The organism is Staphylococcus devriesei, assembly GCF_002902625.1.
In the GTDB taxonomy this organism is placed as follows: domain Bacteria; phylum Bacillota; class Bacilli; order Staphylococcales; family Staphylococcaceae; genus Staphylococcus; species Staphylococcus devriesei.
Genome location: NZ_PPRG01000027.1, coordinates 1 through 21,589, shown reverse-complemented (window position 1 = coordinate 21,589; position 21,589 = coordinate 1). Strand labels below are relative to the sequence as shown.

Sequence of the window (21,589 nt, the reverse complement as noted above, 5' to 3'; positions counted from 1 at the left end):
TATTACTATTCTTATTCCTTATTAAAATGCTATGTTTAATTTTTAACAGAAAGGATACACATAGAATATAACGATTCTTAAGGAGTGAAGAATTGATGAGAAATTATACTCAACAATATATAAATGGCGAATGGATTGATAGCGAGAGTGGAGAAACAATAGACGTTATTAATCCGGCTACTGAAGAAGTTATTGGTAAAGTAGCTAAAGGTAATGAAAAAGATGTAGATAAAGCAGTTGAAGCAGCTAATGATGTATATTTAGAATTTCGCCATAGTTCAGTTAAAGAAAGAAAAGAATTATTAGATAAAATCGTAGAAGAATATAAAAATAGAAAACAAGATATTATTGAAGCAATTACAGATGAATTAGGTGCACCACTTAGCATGTCTGAAAGTGTGCACTATCAAATGGGCTTAAATCACTTCCAAGAAGCTAGTAGAGCTTTAGAATCATTTGAATTTGAAGAACGACGTGGAGATGCTCTAGTAACTAAAGAAGCTATTGGAGTAGCAGGTTTAGTAACACCATGGAACTTTCCAACTAACCAAACATCATTAAAACTTGCGGCGGCATTTGCAGCAGGTAGTCCGGTTGTACTTAAACCTTCTGAAGAAACACCATTTGCGGCAGTTATTTTAGCAGAAATCTTTGATAAAGCAGGCGTGCCTAAAGGCGTCTTTAACTTAGTTAATGGTGATGGCGAAGGTGTAGGAAATCCTTTAAGTGAACATCCTAAAGTAAGAATGATGTCATTTACTGGTTCAGGCCGTACAGGTTCTAAGATTATGGAGAAAGCTTCTAAAGACTTCAAGAAAGTTTCACTTGAATTAGGTGGTAAATCTCCATATATCGTATTAGACGATGTTGACGTCAAAGAAGCAGCGAAAGCAACTACTGGAAAAGTAGTTAATAATACTGGACAAGTTTGTACAGCTGGTACACGTATTTTAATACCAGCAAGCAAAAAAGAAGAATTCTTATCAGCATTAAAAGAAGAATTTAGTAATGTTAAAGTTGGCAATCCTCGTGAAGAAGGTACGCAAGTAGGACCAATTATAAGTAAAAAACAATTCGATACAGTGCAATCTTATATCGATAAAGGTATAGAAGAAGGTGCTGAATTACTTTATGGTGGCCCAGGTAAACCAGAGGGCTTAGATACTGGTTACTTTGCAAGACCAACAATCTTTGTCAATGTAGATAATGATATGACAATTGCGCGAGAAGAAATATTCGGACCAGTTGCTTCAGTTATCACTTATAACGATTTAGATGAAGCAATCGAAATCGCTAATGATACAGAATATGGTTTAGCTGGTTATGTCATTGGTAAAGATAAAGAAACACTTCAAAAAGTAGCACGTTCGATTGAAGCAGGCAGAATAGAAATTAATGAAGCTGCTGCTCAACCTGACTTACCATTTGGTGGTTATAAACAATCAGGTATTGGTCGTGAATGGGGCGACTATGGTATTGAAGAATTCTTAGAAGTAAAATCAATAGCTGGATATTTTAAATAATTTAAGCAATTAATTAATATATCAAATATAACAGTGCATGGGACCTAAATAGTTCCATGTGCTGTTTTATTTTTTGAAATTTATTAAAATCATTTTGTATTTAAATTGAAAATTTGCTATATTAATTCTAGTATTTAAGACTTTTAATAATTAAAAAATCGTACTGTGCGTTATTCGATTTTGCATTTTCATAAAAAGACAATTAGAATAAACACTTACTGAATTATCAATAAGTCTTTAGAAAAAACTAAGAAATGGGTGCAGTTTATGCCTGAAAAAGAACGTACATCTCCACAATATGAATCGTTTCATGAATTATATAAAAACTACACAACTAAAGAACTGACACAAAAAGCAAAATCACTAAAGCTTACAAACTATAGTAAATTGAATAAAAGTGAACTTGTTCTAGCTATTATGGAAGCGCAGATGGAAAAAGATGGAAATTACTATATGGAAGGCGTATTAGATGATATTCAACCTGATGGCTACGGATTTTTAAGAACTGTAAACTATTCAAAAGGTGAAAAAGATATCTATATTTCCGCTAGCCAAATTCGACGTTTTGAAATTAAACGAGGAGATAAAGTAACTGGTAAAGTACGTAAGCCTAAAGATAACGAGAAATATTATGGCTTGCTTCAAGTTGACTTTGTAAATGACGAAAATGCAGAAGTAGTCAAAAAACGTCCTCACTTCCAAGCTTTAACACCTCTTTATCCTGAGGAAAGAATCGTATTAGAAACAGATCCCCAAAATTATTCAACACGTATTATGGATTTAGTAACTCCAATCGGTCTCGGTCAACGTGGACTTATAGTAGCTCCTCCAAAAGCCGGTAAAACATCACTACTTAAAGAAATTGCCAATGCTATTAGTACCAATAAACCGGATGCAAAATTATTTATTCTATTAGTTGGTGAGCGTCCTGAAGAGGTAACTGATATTGAACGTTCAGTAGAATCAGCCGAAGTTGTGCACTCTACGTTTGATGAACCACCTCAACACCATGTTAAAGTAGCGGAGTTATTACTTGAAAGAGCTAAGCGTCTTGTTGAGATAGGCCAAGATGTAATTATTTTAATGGACTCAATTACACGTTTAGCACGTGCTTATAACCTTGTTATTCCTCCAAGTGGTAGAACCTTATCAGGAGGATTAGACCCAGCTTCACTACATAAGCCTAAAGCATTCTTTGGGGCTGCTCGTAACATTGAAGCTGGAGGGAGCTTAACTATTTTGGCGACTGCCTTAGTAGAAACTGGTTCTCGTATGGACGATATGATTTATGAGGAATTTAAAGGAACAGGTAACATGGAACTTCATCTTGATCGTAAGTTGTCAGAACGCCGTATCTTCCCAGCAATTGATATTGGTAGAAGTTCAACACGTAAAGAAGAATTACTTATTAGTAAATCTGAGCTTGAATCACTATGGCAGTTAAGAAACATGTTCACTGATTCTACAGACTTTACTGAAAGATTTATTAGAAAATTAAAACGTTCAGAAAATAATAAAGAATTTTTCCAACAGTTACAAAAAGCAGCAAAAGAAAGTACTAAAACTGGCAAACCGATTATCTAATGAATATCGGTTTGAGGGTTGCGTTTTAAAGTAATAACGATTATAATTACCAAGTATTGGGTAAAAAACTCACAAACAACTCTGTTCCGGATGGTTCAGGGCAAAGGAGCTGAAAATAAAATGAGACAAGGAATTCATCCTGAATACCACAAAGTAATCTTTTTAGATACTACAACTAACTTTAAGTTTTTAAGTGGTTCAACTAAAACATCTTCAGAAACTATGGAATGGGAAGATGGAAATGAATACCCAGTTATTCGTTTAGACGTATCTTCTGATTCACATCCATTCTACACTGGACGTCAAAAATTCGCTGCGGCGGATGGTCGTGTGGAACGTTTCAACAAAAAGTTTGGTCTCAAATCAAACAACAATTAATTGTAAGTTTAAACTGTCTGCCTAATCTATTGTATATAGAATTGTGTAGGCAGTTTTTTTATTTTCTATACTTTTGTTTGAAAGCATTATGTAACTATAAAAATATGCTAAGTTAAAATATTCAATTTATTTTATTATATTTTCGGTCTGAATGAGTTATACATAAAGTAATTTATAATATATAGAAATATGATATAATTAAGCGATTATGTTTTGATAAAGGTGGAACTTATAATGTATGAAACTTACCATTCAGGTTGGATTGAATGCATTACTGGAAGTATGTTTAGTGGTAAATCTGAAGAGTTGATTCGCAGATTACGTAGAGGAATCTATGCCAAACAGAAAGTAATAGTGTTTAAGCCGGCTATCGACAATCGTTACCATAAAGAAAAAGTAGTCTCGCATGATGGTAATGAGCTAGAAGCCATTAATATTTCATTTGCAAAAGATATTTTGCTTCATGATTTAGCTCATGTAGATGTTATAGGTATAGATGAAATTCAATTTTTTGATAAAGAAATTGTTAATATAGTTGAAAAGCTTGCAGATGATGGACATAGAGTAATTGTAGCTGGATTGGATATGGATTTCCGCGGAGAACCATTTGAACCAATGCCACAAATTATGGCCGTCAGTGAACAAGTTACTAAGTTACAAGCTGTATGTGCCGTGTGTGGTGCTCCTTCAAGTAGAACTCAACGATTAATCAATGGAGAACCTGCTAAAATAGATGATCCGACAATTTTAGTTGGTGCTAACGAAAGTTATGAACCTAGATGTAGAGCACATCATATTGTTGCACCAAGTACTAACGATGAGGAGGAATTATAGTGTTTGATCAACTAGATATTGTTGAAGAAAGATATGAACAACTAAATGAAATGTTAAGTGACCCAGAGGTCGTTAATGATTCTGATAAATTACGCAAATATTCTAAAGAACAAGCTGATCTTCAAAAAACGGTAGATGTTTATAGAGATTATAAAAGTAAAAAAGAAGAGCTTGAAGAAATAGAAGAAATGTTGAATGAAACAGACGATAAAGAAGAAATTGATATGTTAAAAGAAGAAAGCTCAAGCTTGAAATCAGCTATTCCTGAGTTAGAAGAAGAACTTAAATTCTTATTAATTCCTAAAGATCCTAATGACGACAAAGATGTTATCGTTGAGATTAGAGCAGCAGCTGGTGGAGACGAAGCGGCCATCTTTGCTGGTGATTTATTAAGAATGTACACAAAATACGCTGAATCTCAAAATTTCAAAACAGAAATTGTAGAAGCGGCTGAAAGTGATCATGGCGGTTACAAAGAAATTAGTTTCTCAGTTTCTGGGAACGGCGCTTATAGTAAGCTAAAGTTTGAAAATGGCGCACATCGAGTACAACGTGTACCTGAAACTGAATCGGGTGGCCGTATTCATACATCAACTGCTACAGTAGCGGTATTACCTGAAGTTGAAGATGTTGAAATTGAAATTCGCAATGAAGATTTAAAAATTGATACGTATCGTTCTAGCGGTGCGGGTGGTCAGCACGTCAACACAACAGACTCTGCTGTACGTATCACCCACTTACCAACGGGCGTTATTGCAACATCATCTGAAAAATCTCAAATTCAAAACCGAGAAAAAGCATTAAAAGTATTAAAAGCACGTTTATATGACATGAAATTACAAGAAGAACAACAGAAATATGCCGCACAACGTAAGTCAGCTGTAGGTACAGGTGATCGCTCTGAACGTGTAAGAACGTACAATTATCCACAAAGTCGTGTAACAGACCACCGTATTGGATTAACATTACAAAAGTTAGATCAAATTATGGAAGGTAAGTTAGATGAAATTATTGATGCATTAACACTTTCAGAACAAACTGATAAATTGAAAGAACTAAATAATGGCGAGCTTTAAAGATAAACTGCATCAAGCCATTGATCTAGCTACTGAAAAAGGTTATGAACAAGCTCGAGCAGAATGGTTAATGCTAGATTTATTTGGATGGTCTAGAACTGACTATTTGATTCATATGTATGATGAAATGACTAAAGCTGAAGAAGCGAAGTTTTCACTTGCTTTAGAACGTATGTTAACAGGTGAGCCTATACAATATATCGTTGGATTTCAATCATTTTATGGCTATCAATTTCAAGTGAATCAACATTGCTTAATTCCCCGTCCAGAAACTGAAGAAGTAATGCTTCATTTTCTTGAAAATTGTAAAGATCAAGCGACTATAGCTGATATAGGTACAGGAAGTGGTGCAATAGCGCTTACTTTAAAAAAATTAAACCCTAGTTTAAACGTTATTGCCACAGACTTAGTTCAAGAGACGTTAGACTTAGCAATAGATAATGCTTACCATTTAAATGTAGATGTTGAATTTTTAAAGGGAGATGCACTAAAACCATTGATTAAGCGCAACATTAAATTAGATGGTTTAATTTCCAATCCCCCTTATATTAATTTTGATGACAAAGATGATATGGTCGATACAGTAGTTAAATATGAACCACATGTGGCTTTATTCGCGAAAAATAAAGGCTATGCTATTTATGAAGCGATACTAGATGATTTACCACAAGTATTAAATGACAATGCTTATGTAACATTTGAGATTGGTTACAATCAAGGCGAGAAATTAAAAGAAATCATTTTAAATAAATATCCAAATATTACTGTGAACGTGATTAAAGATATTAATGGCATCGACAGAATTGTGTCATTTAAATGGTAAACAGAGTGAAGTTACTTATCTAATTGAAAAGGTTGGGTGAGTAACTTCTTGTTATATTAATTAACAATATGTGAGGAAAGGAGCGCAAAATATGAAAACAATGATTTGGGATATGCGTGAATATAAAGACATGCCATTAACATTTGCAGGATTAAAAACTATAAAAGAAATTTATAACCATGGCGGTTTAGTTGCGATTCCCACTGAAACAGTATATGGACTGGGAGCCAATGCTAGAGATGAGCAAGCGGTATCTCGTATATATGAAGCGAAAGGGCGACCATCAGATAATCCATTAATTGTACATATACATAGTCAACAACAATTAAAGGATTTTGTGGCTGAGATTCCTGAAGAAGCAAAGAAATTTATGGATGTATTTTGGCCTGGACCAATTTCATTTATCTTACCGCTAAAAAAAGGCTATTTGTGCGAAAAAGTCACAGGAGGATTAGACTCTATAGCAGTGCGTATGCCTAGTCATCCCATTGGGCGAGCTATTTTACAGTATGTTAACTTGCCTATCGCTGCTCCTAGCGCTAACTTAAGCGGCCGACCATCACCTACGACGTTTCAACATGTGTATAATGATCTCAATGAGAAGATTGAAGGAATTGTAAATGGCGATCAAAGCGAAGAAGGTTTAGAAAGTACAGTGCTTGATTGTACCCGTTATCCTTTTAAAATCGCGCGCCCTGGAGCGATTACTCAAGCTATGTTAAATGAAGTCATACCTGATAGTGTTATTTATTATGATTATAATTCTATCGATAAACCGATTGCACCAGGCATGAAGTATAAGCATTATTCTCCAGAAACACCTATTTCTATGGTGACCAACATAGCCCACCCCATTGAAAATGGTGAAAATTGGAGTAATGTAGCTTTCATTTTGCCGAGAACCTTAAAACAATTTGCTCCGCAAGAGGCTTTCTTCATTCCTTTATGCGAGGACGAAACTGACGTTAAAGAGGCTAATCATAATTTATATCATATTCTTCATATTATTGATGAGAATCCTTTAATTCATAGGGCGTTTATTTATGCTTTTAACGATGAAATTGAATCAGAAGCAATTATGAATCGTATGACCAAAGCTACAGGTAATCATATAGTTAGAGGTGAAGATTTATGAAAATAACATTTGTATGTACCGGTAATACTTGTCGCAGTCCGATTGCTGAAAGTATAGCAAAGAGATTATTGAAGAACGACGAAGTTAATTCTAGAGGATTATTTGCTTCTAATGGTCAAGCAATTACTCCCGAAGCATTGGAAGTTATTTTGAAAAATGACTTGCCAGAACCTTCAACAGCACAACAGTTTAGTGAAGACGACTTGCAAAGTGATTTAATTCTTACGATGACAGAAAATCATAAATTACAGTTGCAACATCTCTATGGAAATCAAAAACATATATATCAACTAAGTGAATATGTTGGGGAATCAATGGACATTGATGACCCATTCGGAGGTAGTATTGATACGTATCGGGAAACCTTTAATCAATTATATTACTTAATTGATAGATTAACTCATGTTTCATAAAGCGAAATATTATACAAATAGTATATGTAACGTCCTAAATACGTTATAATGAAGAAGTATAGTTAGTTTGCTATGCTTCTTTTAATATGTAATCAAGGGAGAGATGAATATGCAAGAACTTACAACTTTGTTAAATGAATTGAAAGAACAATCATTTTTTAAAGAAGGTGAAATTTGCCTAATTGGATGTTCGACTTCTGAAGTTATAGGTGAAAAAATTGGTTCAGTTGGTTCAATGGATGTTGCTAAAGATATTTTTAATTCACTAGAAAAGGTAAAAAAAGACACAGGCGTCTCTTTTGCATTCCAAGGTTGTGAACATATCAATAGATCAATTACTATTGAACGAGAAGATTTTAATCCGTTAACGATGGAAGAAGTCACAGTTGTTCCCGATGTTCATGCTGGTGGAAGTCTTGCAACATACGCGTATCAACATATGAAAGATCCAGTAGTTGTTGAGCATATCACTGTTCCTAAGGGTATTGATATTGGCCAAACACTAATTGGAATGCATATTAAACATGTTTGCGTGCCGATTAGAACTAGTGTTAAACAAGTGGGCGAAGCTATTGTTACTATTGCCACTTCTAGACCTAAAAAAGTCGGCGGTGAACGAGCTAAATATGAGTAGTTTCTAAAAATAGGGGGAATTTTTATGTCATATATCAAAAATCAAGATAAAGTTATTTATGAGGCCATTCAAAATGAGTACAACAGACAAAACAATAATATCGAACTTATAGCATCTGAAAACTTTGTTTCTGAAGCAGTTATGGAAGCGCAAGGTTCTGTAATGACTAATAAATATGCTGAAGGCTACCCTGGACGTCGTTATTATGGTGGTTGTGGCTATATAGATGTTTCTGAAACAATTGCGATTGAACGTGCAAAAGCTTTGTTTGGAGCTGAACATGTTAACGTACAACCACATTCAGGATCTCAAGCTAACATGGCAGTTTACTTAGTAGCATTAGAAATGGGCGATACAGTACTAGGTATGAATTTAAGCCATGGAGGCCATTTAACACACGGCTCACCAGTAAATTTTAGTGGTAAATTTTATAATTTCGTAGAGTACGGTGTAGATAAAGAAGCAGAGAGAATTGACTACGAAGAAGTACGTAAATTAGCACAACAGCACAAACCTAAACTAATCGTTGCAGGTACTTCAGCTTATTCAAGAGAATTAGACTTTAAAAAGTTTAAAGAAATCGCTGATGAAGTTGGTGCTAAATTAATGGTCGATATGGCACATATAGCTGGCTTAGTTGCCGCTGGTTTACATGCTAATCCGGTTGAATATGCTGACTTTGTAACAACAACTACTCATAAAACATTAAGAGGGCCTCGTGGTGGCTTAATTCTTTGTAAAGAGAAATATAAAAAAGAAATTGATAAAACAATTTTCCCTGGTATCCAAGGTGGACCTTTAGAACATGTTATAGCTGCCAAAGCAGTAGCGTTTGGTGAAGCGTTAGAACAAAATTTTAAAGCTTACCAAGAACAAGTTATTAAAAACGCTAAAGTTTTAGCAGAAACTTTACAAGAAGAAGGTTTCAGAATTGTTTCTGGCGGAACAGACAACCACCTATTATTAGTTGACGTTAAAAACTCTGTTAATGTAACTGGTAAAGAAGCGGAAGCAACGTTAGATTCGATTGGTATAACATGCAATAAAAATACTATTCCATTTGACCAAGAAAAAGCTTTCGTTACAAGTGGTATCCGATTAGGTACTCCAGCTGCAACTACAAGAGGTTTTGATGAAGAAGCTTTTAAAGAAGTTGGGCGTATTATTAGTCTAGTATTGAAAAACCCAAATGATGACTCAAAATTAAAAGAAGCTAGAGAAAGAGTAACTAGTTTAACTTCGAAACACCCATTATATGAATAATTGTATTTAAATTGGAGGAAAAGTAATAATGAGCAAAGTACATGTATTTGATCACCCATTAATTCAACACAAATTAAGTTATATTCGCGACGTAAATACTGGGACTAAAGTATTTAGAGAACTCGTTGACGAAGTAGGCATGCTAATGGCTTACGAAGTAACTAGAGATTTAGAACTACAAGACGTTGAAGTTAAAACCCCTGTAACTACTATGACTGCTAAAAGATTAGCAGGTAAAAAACTCGCTATCGTGCCTATCCTTAGAGCAGGTTTAGGAATGACGGATGGTGTATTAAGCTTAGTTCCAGCAGCACGTGTTGGTCATATTGGTCTATACCGTGACCCTGAAACTTTAAAAGCCGTTGAATATTTTGCGAAGCTTCCACAAGATATTGACGAAAGACAAATTATTGTAGTTGATCCAATGTTAGCAACTGGAGCCTCAGCAATTGAAGCGATTAATTCACTTAAAAAGCGTGGCGCTAAAAACATTAGATTCATGTGCCTAATTGCAGCACCTGAAGGCGTAGAAAAAATGAAAGAAGCTCATGACGATGTAGATATTTATATAGCAGCACTAGATGAGAAACTTAATGATAAAGCATACATTACACCTGGATTGGGTGATGCTGGAGACAGACTATTCGGCACTAAATAGTGTTAGGAGAAATAAGATATGAGAAAGATTATGACAGTCTTTGGTACAAGACCAGAAGCGATTAAAATGGCACCATTGGTAAAAGCACTAGAAAATGATTCAGTGTTGGAGCCAATGATTGTTGTAACTGCTCAACATCGAGAAATGTTAGATTCTGTACTTCAAACGTTTGATATCAAACCTCATTATGATTTAGATGTTATGAAAAAAGGGCAAACACTTTCAGAAATTACATCTAGAGCAATGAATCAGCTTGAACTAATTATCAAAGAGGAACAACCAGATATGGTATTAGTACATGGAGATACAACAACTACATTTTCCGGAGCGCTTGCTGCATTTTATAACCAAGTCTCAGTAGGGCATGTGGAAGCAGGATTAAGAACAAGAGATAAGTACGCACCTTTTCCTGAAGAAATTAATCGCCAAATGGTGAGTAACATCGCTGACTTACATTTTGCTCCAACTGCTCGTGCAGCGATGAATTTAATTAATGAACAAAAACCTCAAGATTCAATCATAGTTACCGGTAATACAGCAATCGATACCTTAAATCTAACAATAAAAGATGATTATAATTCTAAAGTATTAGATGAACACAATAATAAAAGGATTCTTTTATTAACAGTACATCGCAGAGAAAACATTGGGCAACCAATGATTAATGTTTTTCAAGCAATTCGAAAATTAGTAGATGATTATGAGGATGTAGTGGTAGTTTATCCCATCCATTTAAATCCTAAAGTAAGAGAATTATCTAAAGAATTCCTTGGTGAACACTCACGTATTAAATTAATTGAACCTTTAGATGTAGTTGATTTTCATAATTTTGCTAGTAAAGCGTATCTAATTTTGACGGATTCAGGTGGAGTTCAAGAAGAAGCACCATCACTGAATAAACCAGTACTAGTGCTTCGGGATGTTACTGAAAGACCTGAAGGTGTTGAAGCGGGCACGTTAAAAGTAATAGGTACAAACATAGATAGTGTCTACTCTGAAACTAAGAAATTATTAGATGATACATCTATCTACCAAACTATGGCGATGACTCAAAATCCTTATGGTGATGGGGAAGCTTCAACAAGAATATGTGATAGTATTAAATATTATTTAGGCCTCTCAAATAAACAACCTAAAGAATTTAAAGGATAAAAGCTAATTAAAAATAAGAACAACTTGTGACGAAATAGCTTTTAAATTGTGCAATAACTTGAATAAAATTGACACACTATATCCCCTATATTATTATTGAAATTGTATGAGTGGGACGGTTTACGTGGTTGTCATAAGTAAATTTGGAGGCATAAATAATGGGGCGTTTCAGCATCATATTTAAACAATTCATTCAATACTATATTTACTTTATAATATTATTGGCTGTTTTGTACGTTATTATTCCTAATCCTTTCATATTGGGATTAATAATAGGATCATTAGGCTCTTTAATTAATACATACATCTTTGAGCTTTACTTATCTCGGGCTAAACAACCTGATAATCTACATATTTCTACGGGCAATATTTGGAGATACTTAGTCGCAATTATTGCGTGCTTAATATGGTTTTTCTTTAAAGATTATGTGAATATTATTGGAATAATTATTGGTCTCATGATTTCTTATGTAATAATCATTGTACGGCCCTTATTACACAGGGAGTAAAATTCTATGAAGAAAGAGGTGAGTATATGGATCACAAATCACCACTCACAAGTTTTAATTTGTTCGGGTTTGATATTGTTTTCAACATGGCAAGTATCCTAATGTTAGTCATTACTGCAGTTATAGTCTTTTTAATTGCTATTATTTGTACGCGTAATTTGCAAAAGAGACCTTCAGGTAAACAAAACTTTATTGAATGGATCTTTGACTTTGTAAGAGGAATTATTGAAAGTAATATGGCTTGGAAAAAGGGTGGTCAGTTCCACTTTTTAGCGGTCACATTGATTCTGTTCATTTTTGTAGCAAATATGCTAGGTTTACCCTTTGCTATAGTGACGCATGATCATTATTTATGGTGGAAATCACCGACCGCTGATGCGACGGTAACATTGACATTATCAACAATGATGATCTTGCTGACACATTATTACGGTGTGAAAATGCGTGGTACTAAAGCATATGTAGGAAATTACTTTAAACCTTTCTGGCCATTAGCGATTATTAATGTATTTGAAGAGTTTTCTTCAACATTAACGCTTGGTCTACGTTTATATGGTAATATTTTCGCCGGCGAATTATTACTTTCATTACTAGCAGGCTTATTTTTCCAAAGCGGCTGGGGTTGGATAATTAGTATCCCAGGTTTATTAGTATGGCAAGGTTTCTCAATCTTCGTCGGTTCAATCCAAGCATATATCTTTATTATGCTTTCAATGGTTTACATGTCCCACAAAGTAGCGGACACACATTAATTTAAAAAAATTTAGGAGGAATTATTAATATGGGTTTAATAGCAGCAGCAATTGCAATCGGTTTATCAGCACTAGGCGCAGGTATCGGTAACGGTCTTATCGTATCTAGAACAGTTGAAGGTGTAGCACGTCAGCCAGAGGCTCGTGGTCAATTAATGAGTATTATGTTCATTGGTATTGGTTTAGTTGAGGCACTTCCAATCATCGGTGTTGTAATCGCATTCATGACACTTTTCCAATAAGAAAATTTCATGGCGAAGTCTCTTGGACCTTCGCCGTTCGTTTTATTTAATGACATAGTGATGATTAATAATGAAAGGAGTGTCATATACCAGTGAATGCATTAACTAATTCATTCGTTTTAGGCGCAGCAAGTGGTGGCGTTGAGTGGGGTACAGTATTCGTTACTTTAGCTACCTTTATTATTCTATTAGCGTTATTAAAGAAATTTGCTTGGGGTCCATTAAAAGAAGTAATGGATAAACGTGAACGTGATATTAATAGAGATATTGATGAAGCTGAAGAAGCAAAACTTAACGCTCAAAAACTTGAAGAAGAAAATAAAAAGACACTTAAAGAAACACAAGATGAAGTTCAACGTATTCTCGAAGATGCTAGAGTGCAAGCACGTAAGCAACAAGAAGATATTCTACATGAGGCTAATATTCGTGCAAACGGCATGATTGAAACAGCACAGAGTGAAATCAATAGTGAAAAAGAAAGAGCACTTGCAGATATTAATAACCAAGTTTCTGAATTATCAGTATTGATCGCTTCTAAAGTCTTACAAAAAGAAATTTCTGAACAAGATCAAAAAGCACTAGTTGATAAGTATCTTAAAGAGGCAGGCGATAAATAATGGCAAACGTAGCAAATAAATACGCTAAAGCATTATTTGACGTATCTCTTAAGAAAGAAAACTTGGATTTAATGTATGAAGAATTAGAAGTAGTGAATCATGCTACTCAAGACTATACTAAAGATTTAAAAGCCATAGATTCAAATCCTAATCAACCGGCATCTCAAAGACGTCAGTTTGTTGAGCATGTATTTGGCGAGGCGAATGGCTATTTAAAAAATATGTTAATGATTCTTGCTAACAACCGTCATTTAGAACTTATTAATTCAATCTTTAAAGAGTTTAAAAGTCTATATAATGAACATTACAATCAAGACTCGGCTATTGTTGAATCAGTTTATCAACTAAGCGACGAAGAACTTGAAAGAATTAAAGCATTAATCATTAATAAAACAAAACTAGCTCAAGTACATATTACGACTAAAATTAATCCTAATCTAATTGGTGGATTTAGAGTGAAAGTCGGTACAACGGTACTAGATGGTAGTGTTAGAAAAGATTTAGAACAAATTGAACGTAAATTTAAAAGAGTTAACTAAAATAAAAGAGGAGTGACATAGATGGCCATAAAAGCTGAAGAAATCAGTGCTTTACTACGCTCACAAATTGAAAATTATGAGTCTGAAATGTCTGTAACTGATGTTGGTACCGTTCTTCAAATTGGTGACGGTATTGCATTAATTCACGGATTAAACGACTGTATGGCTGGTGAGCTTGTAGAGTTCTCAAATGGTGTTCTTGGTTTAGCACAAAACCTTGAAGAATCAAATGTGGGTGTAGTTATTCTAGGACCTTATAGTGAAATTACTGAAGGCGATGAAGTTAGACGTACTGGACGAATCATGGAAGTACCAGTAGGTGAAGAACTTATCGGTCGTGTAGTTAACCCACTTGGTCAACCTATTGATGGTCAAGGACCAATCAATACAACTAAAACACGTCCAGTTGAACAGAAAGCAACTGGAGTAATGGCTCGTAAATCAGTAGACGAACCGTTACAAACAGGTATTAAAGCAATTGATGCCTTAGTACCAATTGGCCGTGGTCAACGTGAGTTAATCATTGGGGATAGACAAACTGGTAAAACAACAATCGGTATTGATACTATCTTAAACCAAAAAGGTTTAGACACAATCTGTATTTATGTTGCGATTGGTCAAAAAGATTCAACAGTTAGAGCTAATGTTGAAAAGTTACGTCAAGCTGGTGCGCTAGATTATACAATTATTGTTTCAGCATCAGCATCAGAACCATCACCATTGCTTTATATTGCTCCATATTCAGGAGTAACAATGGGCGAAGAATTTATGTTTAATGGTAAACATGTTCTTGTGGTTTATGATGATTTAACTAAACAAGCGGCTGCTTACCGTGAATTATCACTATTATTACGTAGACCACCAGGTCGTGAAGCTTATCCAGGTGACGTATTCTACTTACATAGTAGACTATTAGAAAGAGCGGCTAAATTGAATGATTCTTTAGGTGGCGGTTCAATTACTGCATTACCTATTATTGAAACGCAAGCTGGAGATATTTCAGCATACGTTCCTACTAACGTTATTTCTATCACTGACGGTCAAATCTTCTTACAATCTGATTTATTCTTCTCTGGTGTAAGACCAGCCATTAACGCAGGTCAATCTGTATCACGTGTAGGTGGTTCAGCACAAATTAAAGCTATGAAGAAAGTAGCCGGTACGCTACGTTTAGACTTAGCTTCTTACAGAGAATTAGAATCATTTGCTCAGTTCGGTTCAGATTTAGATGAATTTACTGCTAAGAAATTAGAACGTGGTAAACGTACGGTTGAAGTCTTAAAACAAGATCAAAACAAACCGTTACCAGTTGAGAATCAAGTTTTAATTATTTACGCATTAACTAAAGGTTACTTAGATGATATTCCAGTAGAAGATATCAGCCGTTTCGAAGAAGAACTAAATAGTTGGGCTAAATCAAATGGTTCAGACTTATTAAGTGAAATCAGAGAAACTGGTGCCTTACCATCTGACGATAAATTTGATGCAACGCTTAGTGAATTCAAGAAAAGTTTTAGCAAATCTGAATAATTAAACTTTAAATCGAAAAGGTGGTGAGATAATGGCTTCTCTAAAAGAAATTGATGGTCGTATTAAATCGACTAAAAAGATGAAACAAATTACCAAAGCAATGAACATGGTATCAAGTTCAAAATTACGTCGAGCTGAAAAGAATACTAATCAATTTGAACCATATATGGAAAAGATGCAAGATGCTATTACAGCTATAGCTGGAGCAAGTAAAAACTCTAGTCATCCAATGTTAAGACCTAGACAAGTTCAACGTAGTGGCTATTTAGTCATTACAAGTGATAAAGGTTTAGCAGGTGCATATAGTTCAAATGTACTCAAACGACTCATTGAAGATATTAAAGAAAAACATTCAAGTAGTGATGAATATAGCATTATTGTGCTTGGTCAAACTGGTGTTGATTTCCTTAAAAATAGAGGTTATGAAATAGAGAATTCACTTGTTGATGTTCCTGATCAACCTTCATTTAAATCAATACAAGCTGTTGCAAAACATGCAGTTGACCTTTTCAGTGAAGAACATATTGATGAATTGAAGATTTACTATAGTCATTATGTTAGTGTTCTTGAAAATAAACCGTCTACTAAACAAGTTCTTCCATTATCTCAAGAAGATTCTAGCCAAGGTAAAGGTCAAATGTCTTCATACGAATTTGAACCAGATAAAGAATCAATCCTAAGTGTTATTCTTCCACAATATGTTGAAAGTTTAATTTATGGAACGATTCTTGACGCAAAAGCTAGTGAACATGCAGCACGTATGACTGCTATGAAAAATGCTTCTGATAATGCAACTGAACTTATTGATGACTTATCATTAAAATACAATAGAGCAAGACAAGCCGAAATCACACAACAAATTACTGAAATTGTAAGTGGTTCCGCAGCATTTGATTAATATTTAAAGGAGGAAACAACATGGGTATTGGCCGTGTAACTCAGGTTATGGGTCCTGTAATTGACGTTCGCTTTGAACATAATGAAATACCTGAAATAAACAACGCCCTTATCATTGACGTACCTAAAGAAGATGGCACTTTCGAATTAACATTAGAAGTAGCTTTACAATTAGGGGACGACGTGGTACGTACGATTGCCATGGATTCAACAGACGGCGTTCAACGTGGTATGGAAGTTAAGAACACTGGTAAAGATATCAGTGTTCCTGTAGGCGAAGTAACATTAGGTCGCGTATTTAATGTTTTAGGAGATACTATTGATTTAGATGGAGAATTAGATACTACTGTTAGACGTGATCCTATTCACCGTCCTTCACCAAATTTTGACGAATTATCTACAGAGGTAGAAATTCTTGAAACAGGTATCAAAGTCGTAGATTTATTAGCACCTTACATTAAAGGTGGTAAAATTGGTCTCTTCGGTGGTGCCGGAGTTGGTAAAACCGTTTTAATTCAAGAATTAATTAATAACATCGCTCAAGAACATGGTGGTATTTCAGTATTCGCAGGTGTCGGAGAACGTACACGTGAAGGTAATGACTTATACTATGAAATGAAAGACAGTGGTGTAATTAAGAAAACAGCAATGGTATTCGGCCAAATGAACGAGCCACCAGGTGCTCGTATGCGTGTGGCTTTATCAGCATTAACAATGGCTGAATATTTCCGTGATGAACAAGGCCAAGACGTACTTTTATTTATCGATAATATTTTCAGATTTACTCAAGCCGGTTCTGAGGTTTCAGCTTTATTAGGCCGTATGCCTTCAGCCGTTGGTTACCAACCAACATTAGCAACTGAAATGGGTCAATTACAAGAACGTATTACATCAACAAATAAAGGTTCTGTAACGTCTATCCAAGCAGTATTCGTACCAGCAGATGACTACACTGACCCGGCGCCAGCAACTGCATTCGCCCACTTAGACGCAACTACTAACTTAGAGCGTAAATTAACTGAAATGGGTATTTATCCAGCGGTAGATCCGTTAGCATCAACTTCAAGAGCTTTAGAACCATCAATTGTTGGTCAAGAACATTATGAGGTTGCTCGTGACGTTCAATCTACACTTCAAAAATATAGAGAATTACAAGATATCATTGCTATTCTCGGTATGGACGAATTATCTGAAGAAGATAAACTTACAGTAAGTCGTGCACGTAGAATTCAATTCTTCTTATCTCAAAACTTCCACGTTGCTGAACAGTTTACTGGTCAAAAAGGATCATACGTGCCAGTTAAAACTACAGTAGCTAATTTCAAAGATATTTTAGATGGTAAATACGACCACATTCCAGAAGATGCGTTCCGTTTAGTAGGAAGCATGGATGATGTAATTGCTAAAGCAAAAGATATGGGTGTTGAAGTCTAAAATAATTAGGAGGTATAGATAATGAGTACATTAAATCTTGATATTGTCACTCCTAATGGTTCAGTCTACGAAAAAGATGAAGTTGAACTAGTTGTCTTTCAAACAACAGCTGGTGAAATGGGTATCATGAGTGGACACATCCCGACAGTTGCCGCATTAAAAACAGGCCATGTAAAAGTTAATTTTAGAAATGGCACTGAATATATAGCTGTTAGTGGTGGCTTTGTTGAAATTAGACATCATAAAGTAAGTGTTATTGTCCAAACAGCTGAAACTGCTAGTGAGATTGATGTTGAAAGAGCAAAATTAGCCCGTCAAAGAGCAAAATCTCATTTGGAAGATGAAGATAACAGTGATATTTACCGAGCTCAGCGAGCATTAGCCAGAGCTGAAAATCGCTTACGTGTAGCTGAATTGAAATAAATTAAATAAAAGAGCGAGACAGAAACTTTATAAATTTTTAAAGATTTCATAGTCTCGCACTAGCAATGTTGAATAGAGGTAAAGAAAGAGATACTCGAACTTCTCTTTGTTTCAATCAACTATTGCCAATAAATAAAGGGACTAAGTCATTTATATAAAGTGGCTTAGTCTCTTTTTAGTATGTAAATAATTGTATAAACTCCCTATGCGTTGAAACTCCAATTTACCTTTTATTAAATCCAAATAACTAAGATTAGACTACAAAACTCACGAAAAGATAATAGAAATTATCTCGCTTTTTTTGTATGTTTGATGATTATCATTAGTATCATTCTCTACCTATTTAAGGTACAATATAATACAGTAATCTCTAAGGAGAGTAAGATATGGATTATATTGGACAATTTGCAGTTATACGTTTAATTTTATATGTGATTTGTATTTGTATTGCTTATTGGGCATTAAACTCTCTTAAGTTGGATAATCTCTTTAAAAAAGGGTATACTACTCAAGTTCAAGTTTGCTTGATTTTTTTAGCAATCTTATTAGGAACAGCAGTAACCAACTTTTTAGTTGATTTATTACAGTATTCTACACAAGTAAAATATTTATTTTGATAACTGTAAAATAATTTAAAAAATGGATATAATTAGTAAATAATTATTTGAAAAATGGGAAATGATAGAAGTAATAGGAGTTAAAGTGGAGGATTAAAATGGATAAAATAGTAATAAATGGAGGCAATCGCCTTACTGGAGAAGTTAAAGTCGAAGGTGCAAAGAATGCAGTATTACCTGTTTTAACTGCATCATTATTGGCATCTGAAGGAACAAGCAAATTAACAAACGTTCCAGATTTAAGCGATGTTGTAACAATTAATAATGTATTAAAAACTTTAAATGCTAAAGTTGAATACCATAAAGAGGATGGCGCTGTAACAGTAGACGCCTCTTCAACACTTAACGAGCAAGCACCATATGAATATGTTAGTAAAATGAGAGCTAGTGTATTAGTGATGGGACCTTTATTAGCTCGTTTAGGCCACGCTATCGTTGCGCTTCCTGGAGGGTGTGCAATCGGTGCTCGTCCTATTGAACAACATATTAAAGGGTTTGAGGCATTAGGCGCAGAAATCCATTTAGAAAATGGAAATATTTATGCTAGCACTAAAGATGGCTTAAAAGGCGCAAGTATTCATTTAGATTTTCCTAGTGTAGGCGCTACTCAAAATATTATTATGGCCGCATCACTAGCTAAAGGTAAAACAGTTATTGAAAATGTTGCTAAAGAACCTGAAATTGTTGATTTAGCCAATTACATTAATGAAATGGGTGGTAAAGTGACTGGTGCTGGTACTGATACGATTACCATTCATGGTGTAGAAAAATTAAAAGGCGTTGAGCATTCTATTATTCCAGATAGAATTGAAGCCGGAACATTAATCATTGCAGCTGCGATTACCAGAGGCGATGTGTTTGTACGTGATGCTGTTAAAGAACATATGACTAGTCTAATTTACAAATTAGAAGAAATGGGTGTTAAATTAGATTTTCAAGAGGAAGGCGTGCGTGTAACGGTTGATGATGAATTAAAACCTGTAGACGTTAAGACACTTCCTCATCCAGGATTTCCAACTGATATGCAATCACAAATGATGGCTTTATTACTTACTGCTGAAGGTCATAAAGTGATTACGGAAACAGTCTTTGAAAATCGTTTTATGCATGTTGCTGAATTTAGACGTATGAACGCTAATATTACTGTCGAAGGACGAAGCGCTAAGATTGAAGGTAAGAGCCAACTTCAAGGTGCTCAAGTAAAAGCGACTGATTTAAGAGCAGCAGCGGCCTTAATCTTAGCTGGATTAGTAGCTGAAGGCACTACTCAAGTAACTGAATTAAAGCATTTAGATCGTGGTTACGTTAATTTCCATGAAAAATTAAAATCGCTAGGTGCCGATATTCAAAGAGTAAATGATTAATTCTAATGAGCATAATGCTTAAATATATGATTTAGAAAAAGGTTGAGGCAATTTGGATCAACACCTAGAATATGATTTAAACGTCTCATCCTCTACTTTTGGAGGTTATTATTTATGGAAACAATTTTCGATTATAATCAAATCAAACAAATCATCCCGCATAGACAACCTTTTTTATTAATCGATAGAGTTGTTGAGTATGAAGAAGGAAAGCGTTGCGTGGGTTTAAAACAAGTTTCAGGTAACGAACCTTTCTTCCAAGGTCATTTTCCTGACTATGCAGTAATGCCCGGTGTTCTAATTACAGAAGCATTAGCTCAAACAGGAGCTGTAGCAATGCTTAATAGTGAAGAGAATAAAGGTAAAATAGCTTTGTTTGCTGGAATTGATAAATGCCGTTTTAAAAGACAAGTTACTCCAGGGGATACTTTAATGCTAGAAGTAGAAATTACTAAAATTAAAGGACCTATAGGTAAGGGTACAGCTAAAGCAACAGTCGATGGACAACTAGCGTGTAGTTGTGAACTTACTTTTGCTATTCAAGATGCATAAATGTATCTAATTAGAGTGATTTTAACTAGTTATAAGCTAAAATTAAGCCTTAGCCATTTTTTATGGCTAAGGCTTAATTAATGTTATTCTCGATCAAATTTTTCTTCTTTTAGCTTAGGTTTAGATTGCATCATGCGATTGAAAGTAACTTTTAATTCTTCACCTGACAAACCTTCATCAATCAATTGTTCTAATAAACTTTCAGCATAAACTTGGCGTAAAGTATAAATATGACAGTCAAAGACAATCGACATTGTTTTCTCATAAGTTGAGATATTTCTAATTGTAGCATCAAATAAGGCTGGATCATTAGAAGGTCTTGTGATAACTACTCGTATATCTAATAATGTTTGTTCATCGTAGTATTTCTGCATTGTTTCATAATGGGCATTTGAAATTACAATTTCTAATAGCCAGCCAGTGCCACTATTTTCTTTATTAATAATAACGCCATCTTCTAATTCAAATTCAGTTACCCTACCATTTTCATTTATGATTTGGAAGCGTACCGCTTTAAACGTTTTCACTTTCTCACATCCCCAAATTATTTTAAATTATACAAAAGTTTATGAATTATCAAATTTAGCAGTAATTTATTAACTATTTTCTTTAAAAATATCAAATTTTGAGTATAAATAGG

At 34.6% G+C, this 21,589-nt stretch carries 25 protein-coding genes; 24 read left to right on the top strand and 1 reads right to left on the bottom strand.

The annotated features are described in order from the left end of the window. Positions 1-95: 95 nt before the first annotated feature. From CD147_RS04365 to fabZ, 24 genes are all read left to right on the top strand, one after another. Positions 96-1,523: an aldehyde dehydrogenase family protein gene (locus CD147_RS04365; protein ID WP_103166225.1), complete on the top strand. Its 1,428-nt coding sequence runs from the start codon at positions 96-98 to the stop codon at positions 1,521-1,523. A gap of 267 nt (positions 1,524-1,790) precedes the next feature. Then, positions 1,791-3,107: a transcription termination factor Rho gene (gene rho / locus CD147_RS04360; RefSeq protein ID WP_103166224.1), complete on the top strand. Its 1,317-nt coding sequence runs from the start codon at positions 1,791-1,793 to the stop codon at positions 3,105-3,107. Positions 3,108-3,227: 120 nt separating this feature from the next. After that, complete coding sequence (locus tag CD147_RS04355; RefSeq protein ID WP_103166223.1) at positions 3,228-3,485, top strand: type B 50S ribosomal protein L31; 258 nt, start codon at positions 3,228-3,230, stop codon at positions 3,483-3,485. 234 nt (positions 3,486-3,719) lie between these two features. Next, entirely contained in the window at positions 3,720-4,319 is a 600-nt protein-coding gene (locus CD147_RS04350) for a thymidine kinase (RefSeq protein ID WP_103166222.1), read from the top strand. Next, a complete protein-coding gene (prfA, locus tag CD147_RS04345) occupies positions 4,319-5,395 on the top strand; it encodes a peptide chain release factor 1 (RefSeq protein ID WP_103166221.1) in 1,077 nt (358 codons plus the stop codon). Before CD147_RS04350 ends, prfA begins: the two co-directional genes overlap by 1 nt. Beyond that, entirely contained in the window at positions 5,382-6,218 is an 837-nt protein-coding gene (gene prmC / locus CD147_RS04340) for a peptide chain release factor N(5)-glutamine methyltransferase (protein ID WP_103166220.1), read from the top strand. The genes prfA and prmC overlap by 14 nt, the downstream gene beginning before the upstream one ends. Positions 6,219-6,309: 91 nt before the next feature. Continuing rightward, the gene (locus CD147_RS04335) at positions 6,310-7,353 is read left to right on the top strand and encodes an L-threonylcarbamoyladenylate synthase (protein WP_103166219.1); all 1,044 of its coding nucleotides are present in this window, start codon (positions 6,310-6,312) and stop codon (positions 7,351-7,353) included. Continuing rightward, positions 7,350-7,766, top strand: a complete 417-nt coding sequence (locus CD147_RS04330) for a low molecular weight protein arginine phosphatase (RefSeq protein WP_103166218.1) — start codon at positions 7,350-7,352, stop codon at positions 7,764-7,766. Before CD147_RS04335 ends, CD147_RS04330 begins: the two co-directional genes overlap by 4 nt. Positions 7,767-7,875: 109 nt before the next feature. After that, the gene (locus CD147_RS04325; protein WP_103166217.1) at positions 7,876-8,400 is read left to right on the top strand and encodes a TIGR01440 family protein; all 525 of its coding nucleotides are present in this window, start codon (positions 7,876-7,878) and stop codon (positions 8,398-8,400) included. 24 nt (positions 8,401-8,424) lie between these two features. Further along, positions 8,425-9,663: a serine hydroxymethyltransferase gene (glyA, locus tag CD147_RS04320; protein ID WP_103166216.1), complete on the top strand. Its 1,239-nt coding sequence runs from the start codon at positions 8,425-8,427 to the stop codon at positions 9,661-9,663. 28 nt (positions 9,664-9,691) lie between these two features. Beyond that, positions 9,692-10,321: a uracil phosphoribosyltransferase gene (gene upp / locus CD147_RS04315; protein ID WP_103166215.1), complete on the top strand. Its 630-nt coding sequence runs from the start codon at positions 9,692-9,694 to the stop codon at positions 10,319-10,321. An 18-nt stretch (positions 10,322-10,339) separates the two neighbouring features. Continuing rightward, positions 10,340-11,473 (top strand): non-hydrolyzing UDP-N-acetylglucosamine 2-epimerase, encoded by a 1,134-nt coding sequence (wecB, locus tag CD147_RS04310; RefSeq protein ID WP_103166214.1) that lies wholly within the window; start codon positions 10,340-10,342, stop codon positions 11,471-11,473. A 158-nt stretch (positions 11,474-11,631) separates the two neighbouring features. Beyond that, positions 11,632-11,982 (top strand): ATP synthase subunit I, encoded by a 351-nt coding sequence (locus tag CD147_RS04305; RefSeq protein WP_103166213.1) that lies wholly within the window; start codon positions 11,632-11,634, stop codon positions 11,980-11,982. A gap of 26 nt (positions 11,983-12,008) precedes the next feature. After that, positions 12,009-12,734 carry a F0F1 ATP synthase subunit A gene (gene atpB, locus CD147_RS04300; RefSeq protein ID WP_103166212.1) on the top strand — a complete coding sequence of 242 codons (726 nt, stop codon included), beginning with the start codon at positions 12,009-12,011 and terminating at the stop codon, positions 12,732-12,734. 29 nt (positions 12,735-12,763) lie between these two features. Next, positions 12,764-12,976 carry a F0F1 ATP synthase subunit C gene (gene atpE, locus CD147_RS04295; protein ID WP_011275238.1) on the top strand — a complete coding sequence of 71 codons (213 nt, stop codon included), beginning with the start codon at positions 12,764-12,766 and terminating at the stop codon, positions 12,974-12,976. Positions 12,977-13,062: 86 nt separating this feature from the next. Beyond that, positions 13,063-13,593, top strand: coding sequence for a F0F1 ATP synthase subunit B (locus tag CD147_RS04290; protein WP_174694349.1), 531 nt, complete (start codon positions 13,063-13,065; stop codon positions 13,591-13,593). Next, the gene (locus CD147_RS04285; protein WP_103166210.1) at positions 13,593-14,132 is read left to right on the top strand and encodes a F0F1 ATP synthase subunit delta; all 540 of its coding nucleotides are present in this window, start codon (positions 13,593-13,595) and stop codon (positions 14,130-14,132) included. Before CD147_RS04290 ends, CD147_RS04285 begins: the two co-directional genes overlap by 1 nt. A 21-nt stretch (positions 14,133-14,153) precedes the next feature. Then, positions 14,154-15,662, top strand: coding sequence for a F0F1 ATP synthase subunit alpha (gene atpA, locus CD147_RS04280; RefSeq protein ID WP_103166209.1), 1,509 nt, complete (start codon positions 14,154-14,156; stop codon positions 15,660-15,662). A 31-nt stretch (positions 15,663-15,693) separates the two neighbouring features. Next, positions 15,694-16,560 (top strand): ATP synthase F1 subunit gamma, encoded by an 867-nt coding sequence (atpG, locus tag CD147_RS04275; protein WP_103166208.1) that lies wholly within the window; start codon positions 15,694-15,696, stop codon positions 16,558-16,560. 20 nt (positions 16,561-16,580) lie between these two features. Then, entirely contained in the window at positions 16,581-17,993 is a 1,413-nt protein-coding gene (gene atpD / locus CD147_RS04270) for a F0F1 ATP synthase subunit beta (protein WP_103166207.1), read from the top strand. 21 nt (positions 17,994-18,014) lie between these two features. After that, positions 18,015-18,416 carry a F0F1 ATP synthase subunit epsilon gene (locus CD147_RS04265; RefSeq protein WP_103166206.1) on the top strand — a complete coding sequence of 134 codons (402 nt, stop codon included), beginning with the start codon at positions 18,015-18,017 and terminating at the stop codon, positions 18,414-18,416. Between the two features lie 386 nt (positions 18,417-18,802). Beyond that, positions 18,803-19,033, top strand: a complete 231-nt coding sequence (locus tag CD147_RS04260) for a DUF1146 family protein (RefSeq protein ID WP_103166205.1) — start codon at positions 18,803-18,805, stop codon at positions 19,031-19,033. A gap of 98 nt (positions 19,034-19,131) precedes the next feature. Further along, the gene (murA, locus tag CD147_RS04255) at positions 19,132-20,397 is read left to right on the top strand and encodes a UDP-N-acetylglucosamine 1-carboxyvinyltransferase (RefSeq protein WP_103166204.1); all 1,266 of its coding nucleotides are present in this window, start codon (positions 19,132-19,134) and stop codon (positions 20,395-20,397) included. A 114-nt stretch (positions 20,398-20,511) separates the two neighbouring features. Then, a complete protein-coding gene (gene fabZ / locus CD147_RS04250) occupies positions 20,512-20,949 on the top strand; it encodes a 3-hydroxyacyl-ACP dehydratase FabZ (RefSeq protein ID WP_103166203.1) in 438 nt (145 codons plus the stop codon). An 83-nt stretch (positions 20,950-21,032) separates the two neighbouring features. Here the strand turns inward: fabZ and CD147_RS04245 are convergent, their stop codons facing one another. Further along, complete coding sequence (locus tag CD147_RS04245) at positions 21,033-21,476, bottom strand: YwpF-like family protein (protein ID WP_103166202.1); 444 nt, start codon at positions 21,474-21,476, stop codon at positions 21,033-21,035. Positions 21,477-21,589 lie beyond the last annotated feature (113 nt).

Coding starts and splice junctions, on each gene's coding strand:
- CD147_RS04365 (WP_103166225.1), top strand. CDS start 96: ATGAGAAATTATACTCAACAATATATAAATGGCGAATGGATTGATAGC.
- rho (WP_103166224.1), top strand. CDS start 1,791: ATGCCTGAAAAAGAACGTACATCTCCACAATATGAATCGTTTCATGAA.
- CD147_RS04355 (WP_103166223.1), top strand. CDS start 3,228: ATGAGACAAGGAATTCATCCTGAATACCACAAAGTAATCTTTTTAGAT.
- CD147_RS04350 (WP_103166222.1), top strand. CDS start 3,720: ATGTATGAAACTTACCATTCAGGTTGGATTGAATGCATTACTGGAAGT.
- prmC (WP_103166220.1), top strand. CDS start 5,382: ATGGCGAGCTTTAAAGATAAACTGCATCAAGCCATTGATCTAGCTACT.
- CD147_RS04335 (WP_103166219.1), top strand. CDS start 6,310: ATGAAAACAATGATTTGGGATATGCGTGAATATAAAGACATGCCATTA.
- CD147_RS04330 (WP_103166218.1), top strand. CDS start 7,350: ATGAAAATAACATTTGTATGTACCGGTAATACTTGTCGCAGTCCGATT.
- CD147_RS04325 (WP_103166217.1), top strand. CDS start 7,876: ATGCAAGAACTTACAACTTTGTTAAATGAATTGAAAGAACAATCATTT.
- glyA (WP_103166216.1), top strand. CDS start 8,425: ATGTCATATATCAAAAATCAAGATAAAGTTATTTATGAGGCCATTCAA.
- upp (WP_103166215.1), top strand. CDS start 9,692: ATGAGCAAAGTACATGTATTTGATCACCCATTAATTCAACACAAATTA.
- wecB (WP_103166214.1), top strand. CDS start 10,340: ATGAGAAAGATTATGACAGTCTTTGGTACAAGACCAGAAGCGATTAAA.
- CD147_RS04305 (WP_103166213.1), top strand. CDS start 11,632: ATGGGGCGTTTCAGCATCATATTTAAACAATTCATTCAATACTATATT.
- atpB (WP_103166212.1), top strand. CDS start 12,009: ATGGATCACAAATCACCACTCACAAGTTTTAATTTGTTCGGGTTTGAT.
- atpE (WP_011275238.1), top strand. CDS start 12,764: ATGGGTTTAATAGCAGCAGCAATTGCAATCGGTTTATCAGCACTAGGC.
- CD147_RS04285 (WP_103166210.1), top strand. CDS start 13,593: ATGGCAAACGTAGCAAATAAATACGCTAAAGCATTATTTGACGTATCT.
- atpA (WP_103166209.1), top strand. CDS start 14,154: ATGGCCATAAAAGCTGAAGAAATCAGTGCTTTACTACGCTCACAAATT.
- atpG (WP_103166208.1), top strand. CDS start 15,694: ATGGCTTCTCTAAAAGAAATTGATGGTCGTATTAAATCGACTAAAAAG.
- atpD (WP_103166207.1), top strand. CDS start 16,581: ATGGGTATTGGCCGTGTAACTCAGGTTATGGGTCCTGTAATTGACGTT.
- CD147_RS04265 (WP_103166206.1), top strand. CDS start 18,015: ATGAGTACATTAAATCTTGATATTGTCACTCCTAATGGTTCAGTCTAC.
- CD147_RS04260 (WP_103166205.1), top strand. CDS start 18,803: ATGGATTATATTGGACAATTTGCAGTTATACGTTTAATTTTATATGTG.
- murA (WP_103166204.1), top strand. CDS start 19,132: ATGGATAAAATAGTAATAAATGGAGGCAATCGCCTTACTGGAGAAGTT.
- fabZ (WP_103166203.1), top strand. CDS start 20,512: ATGGAAACAATTTTCGATTATAATCAAATCAAACAAATCATCCCGCAT.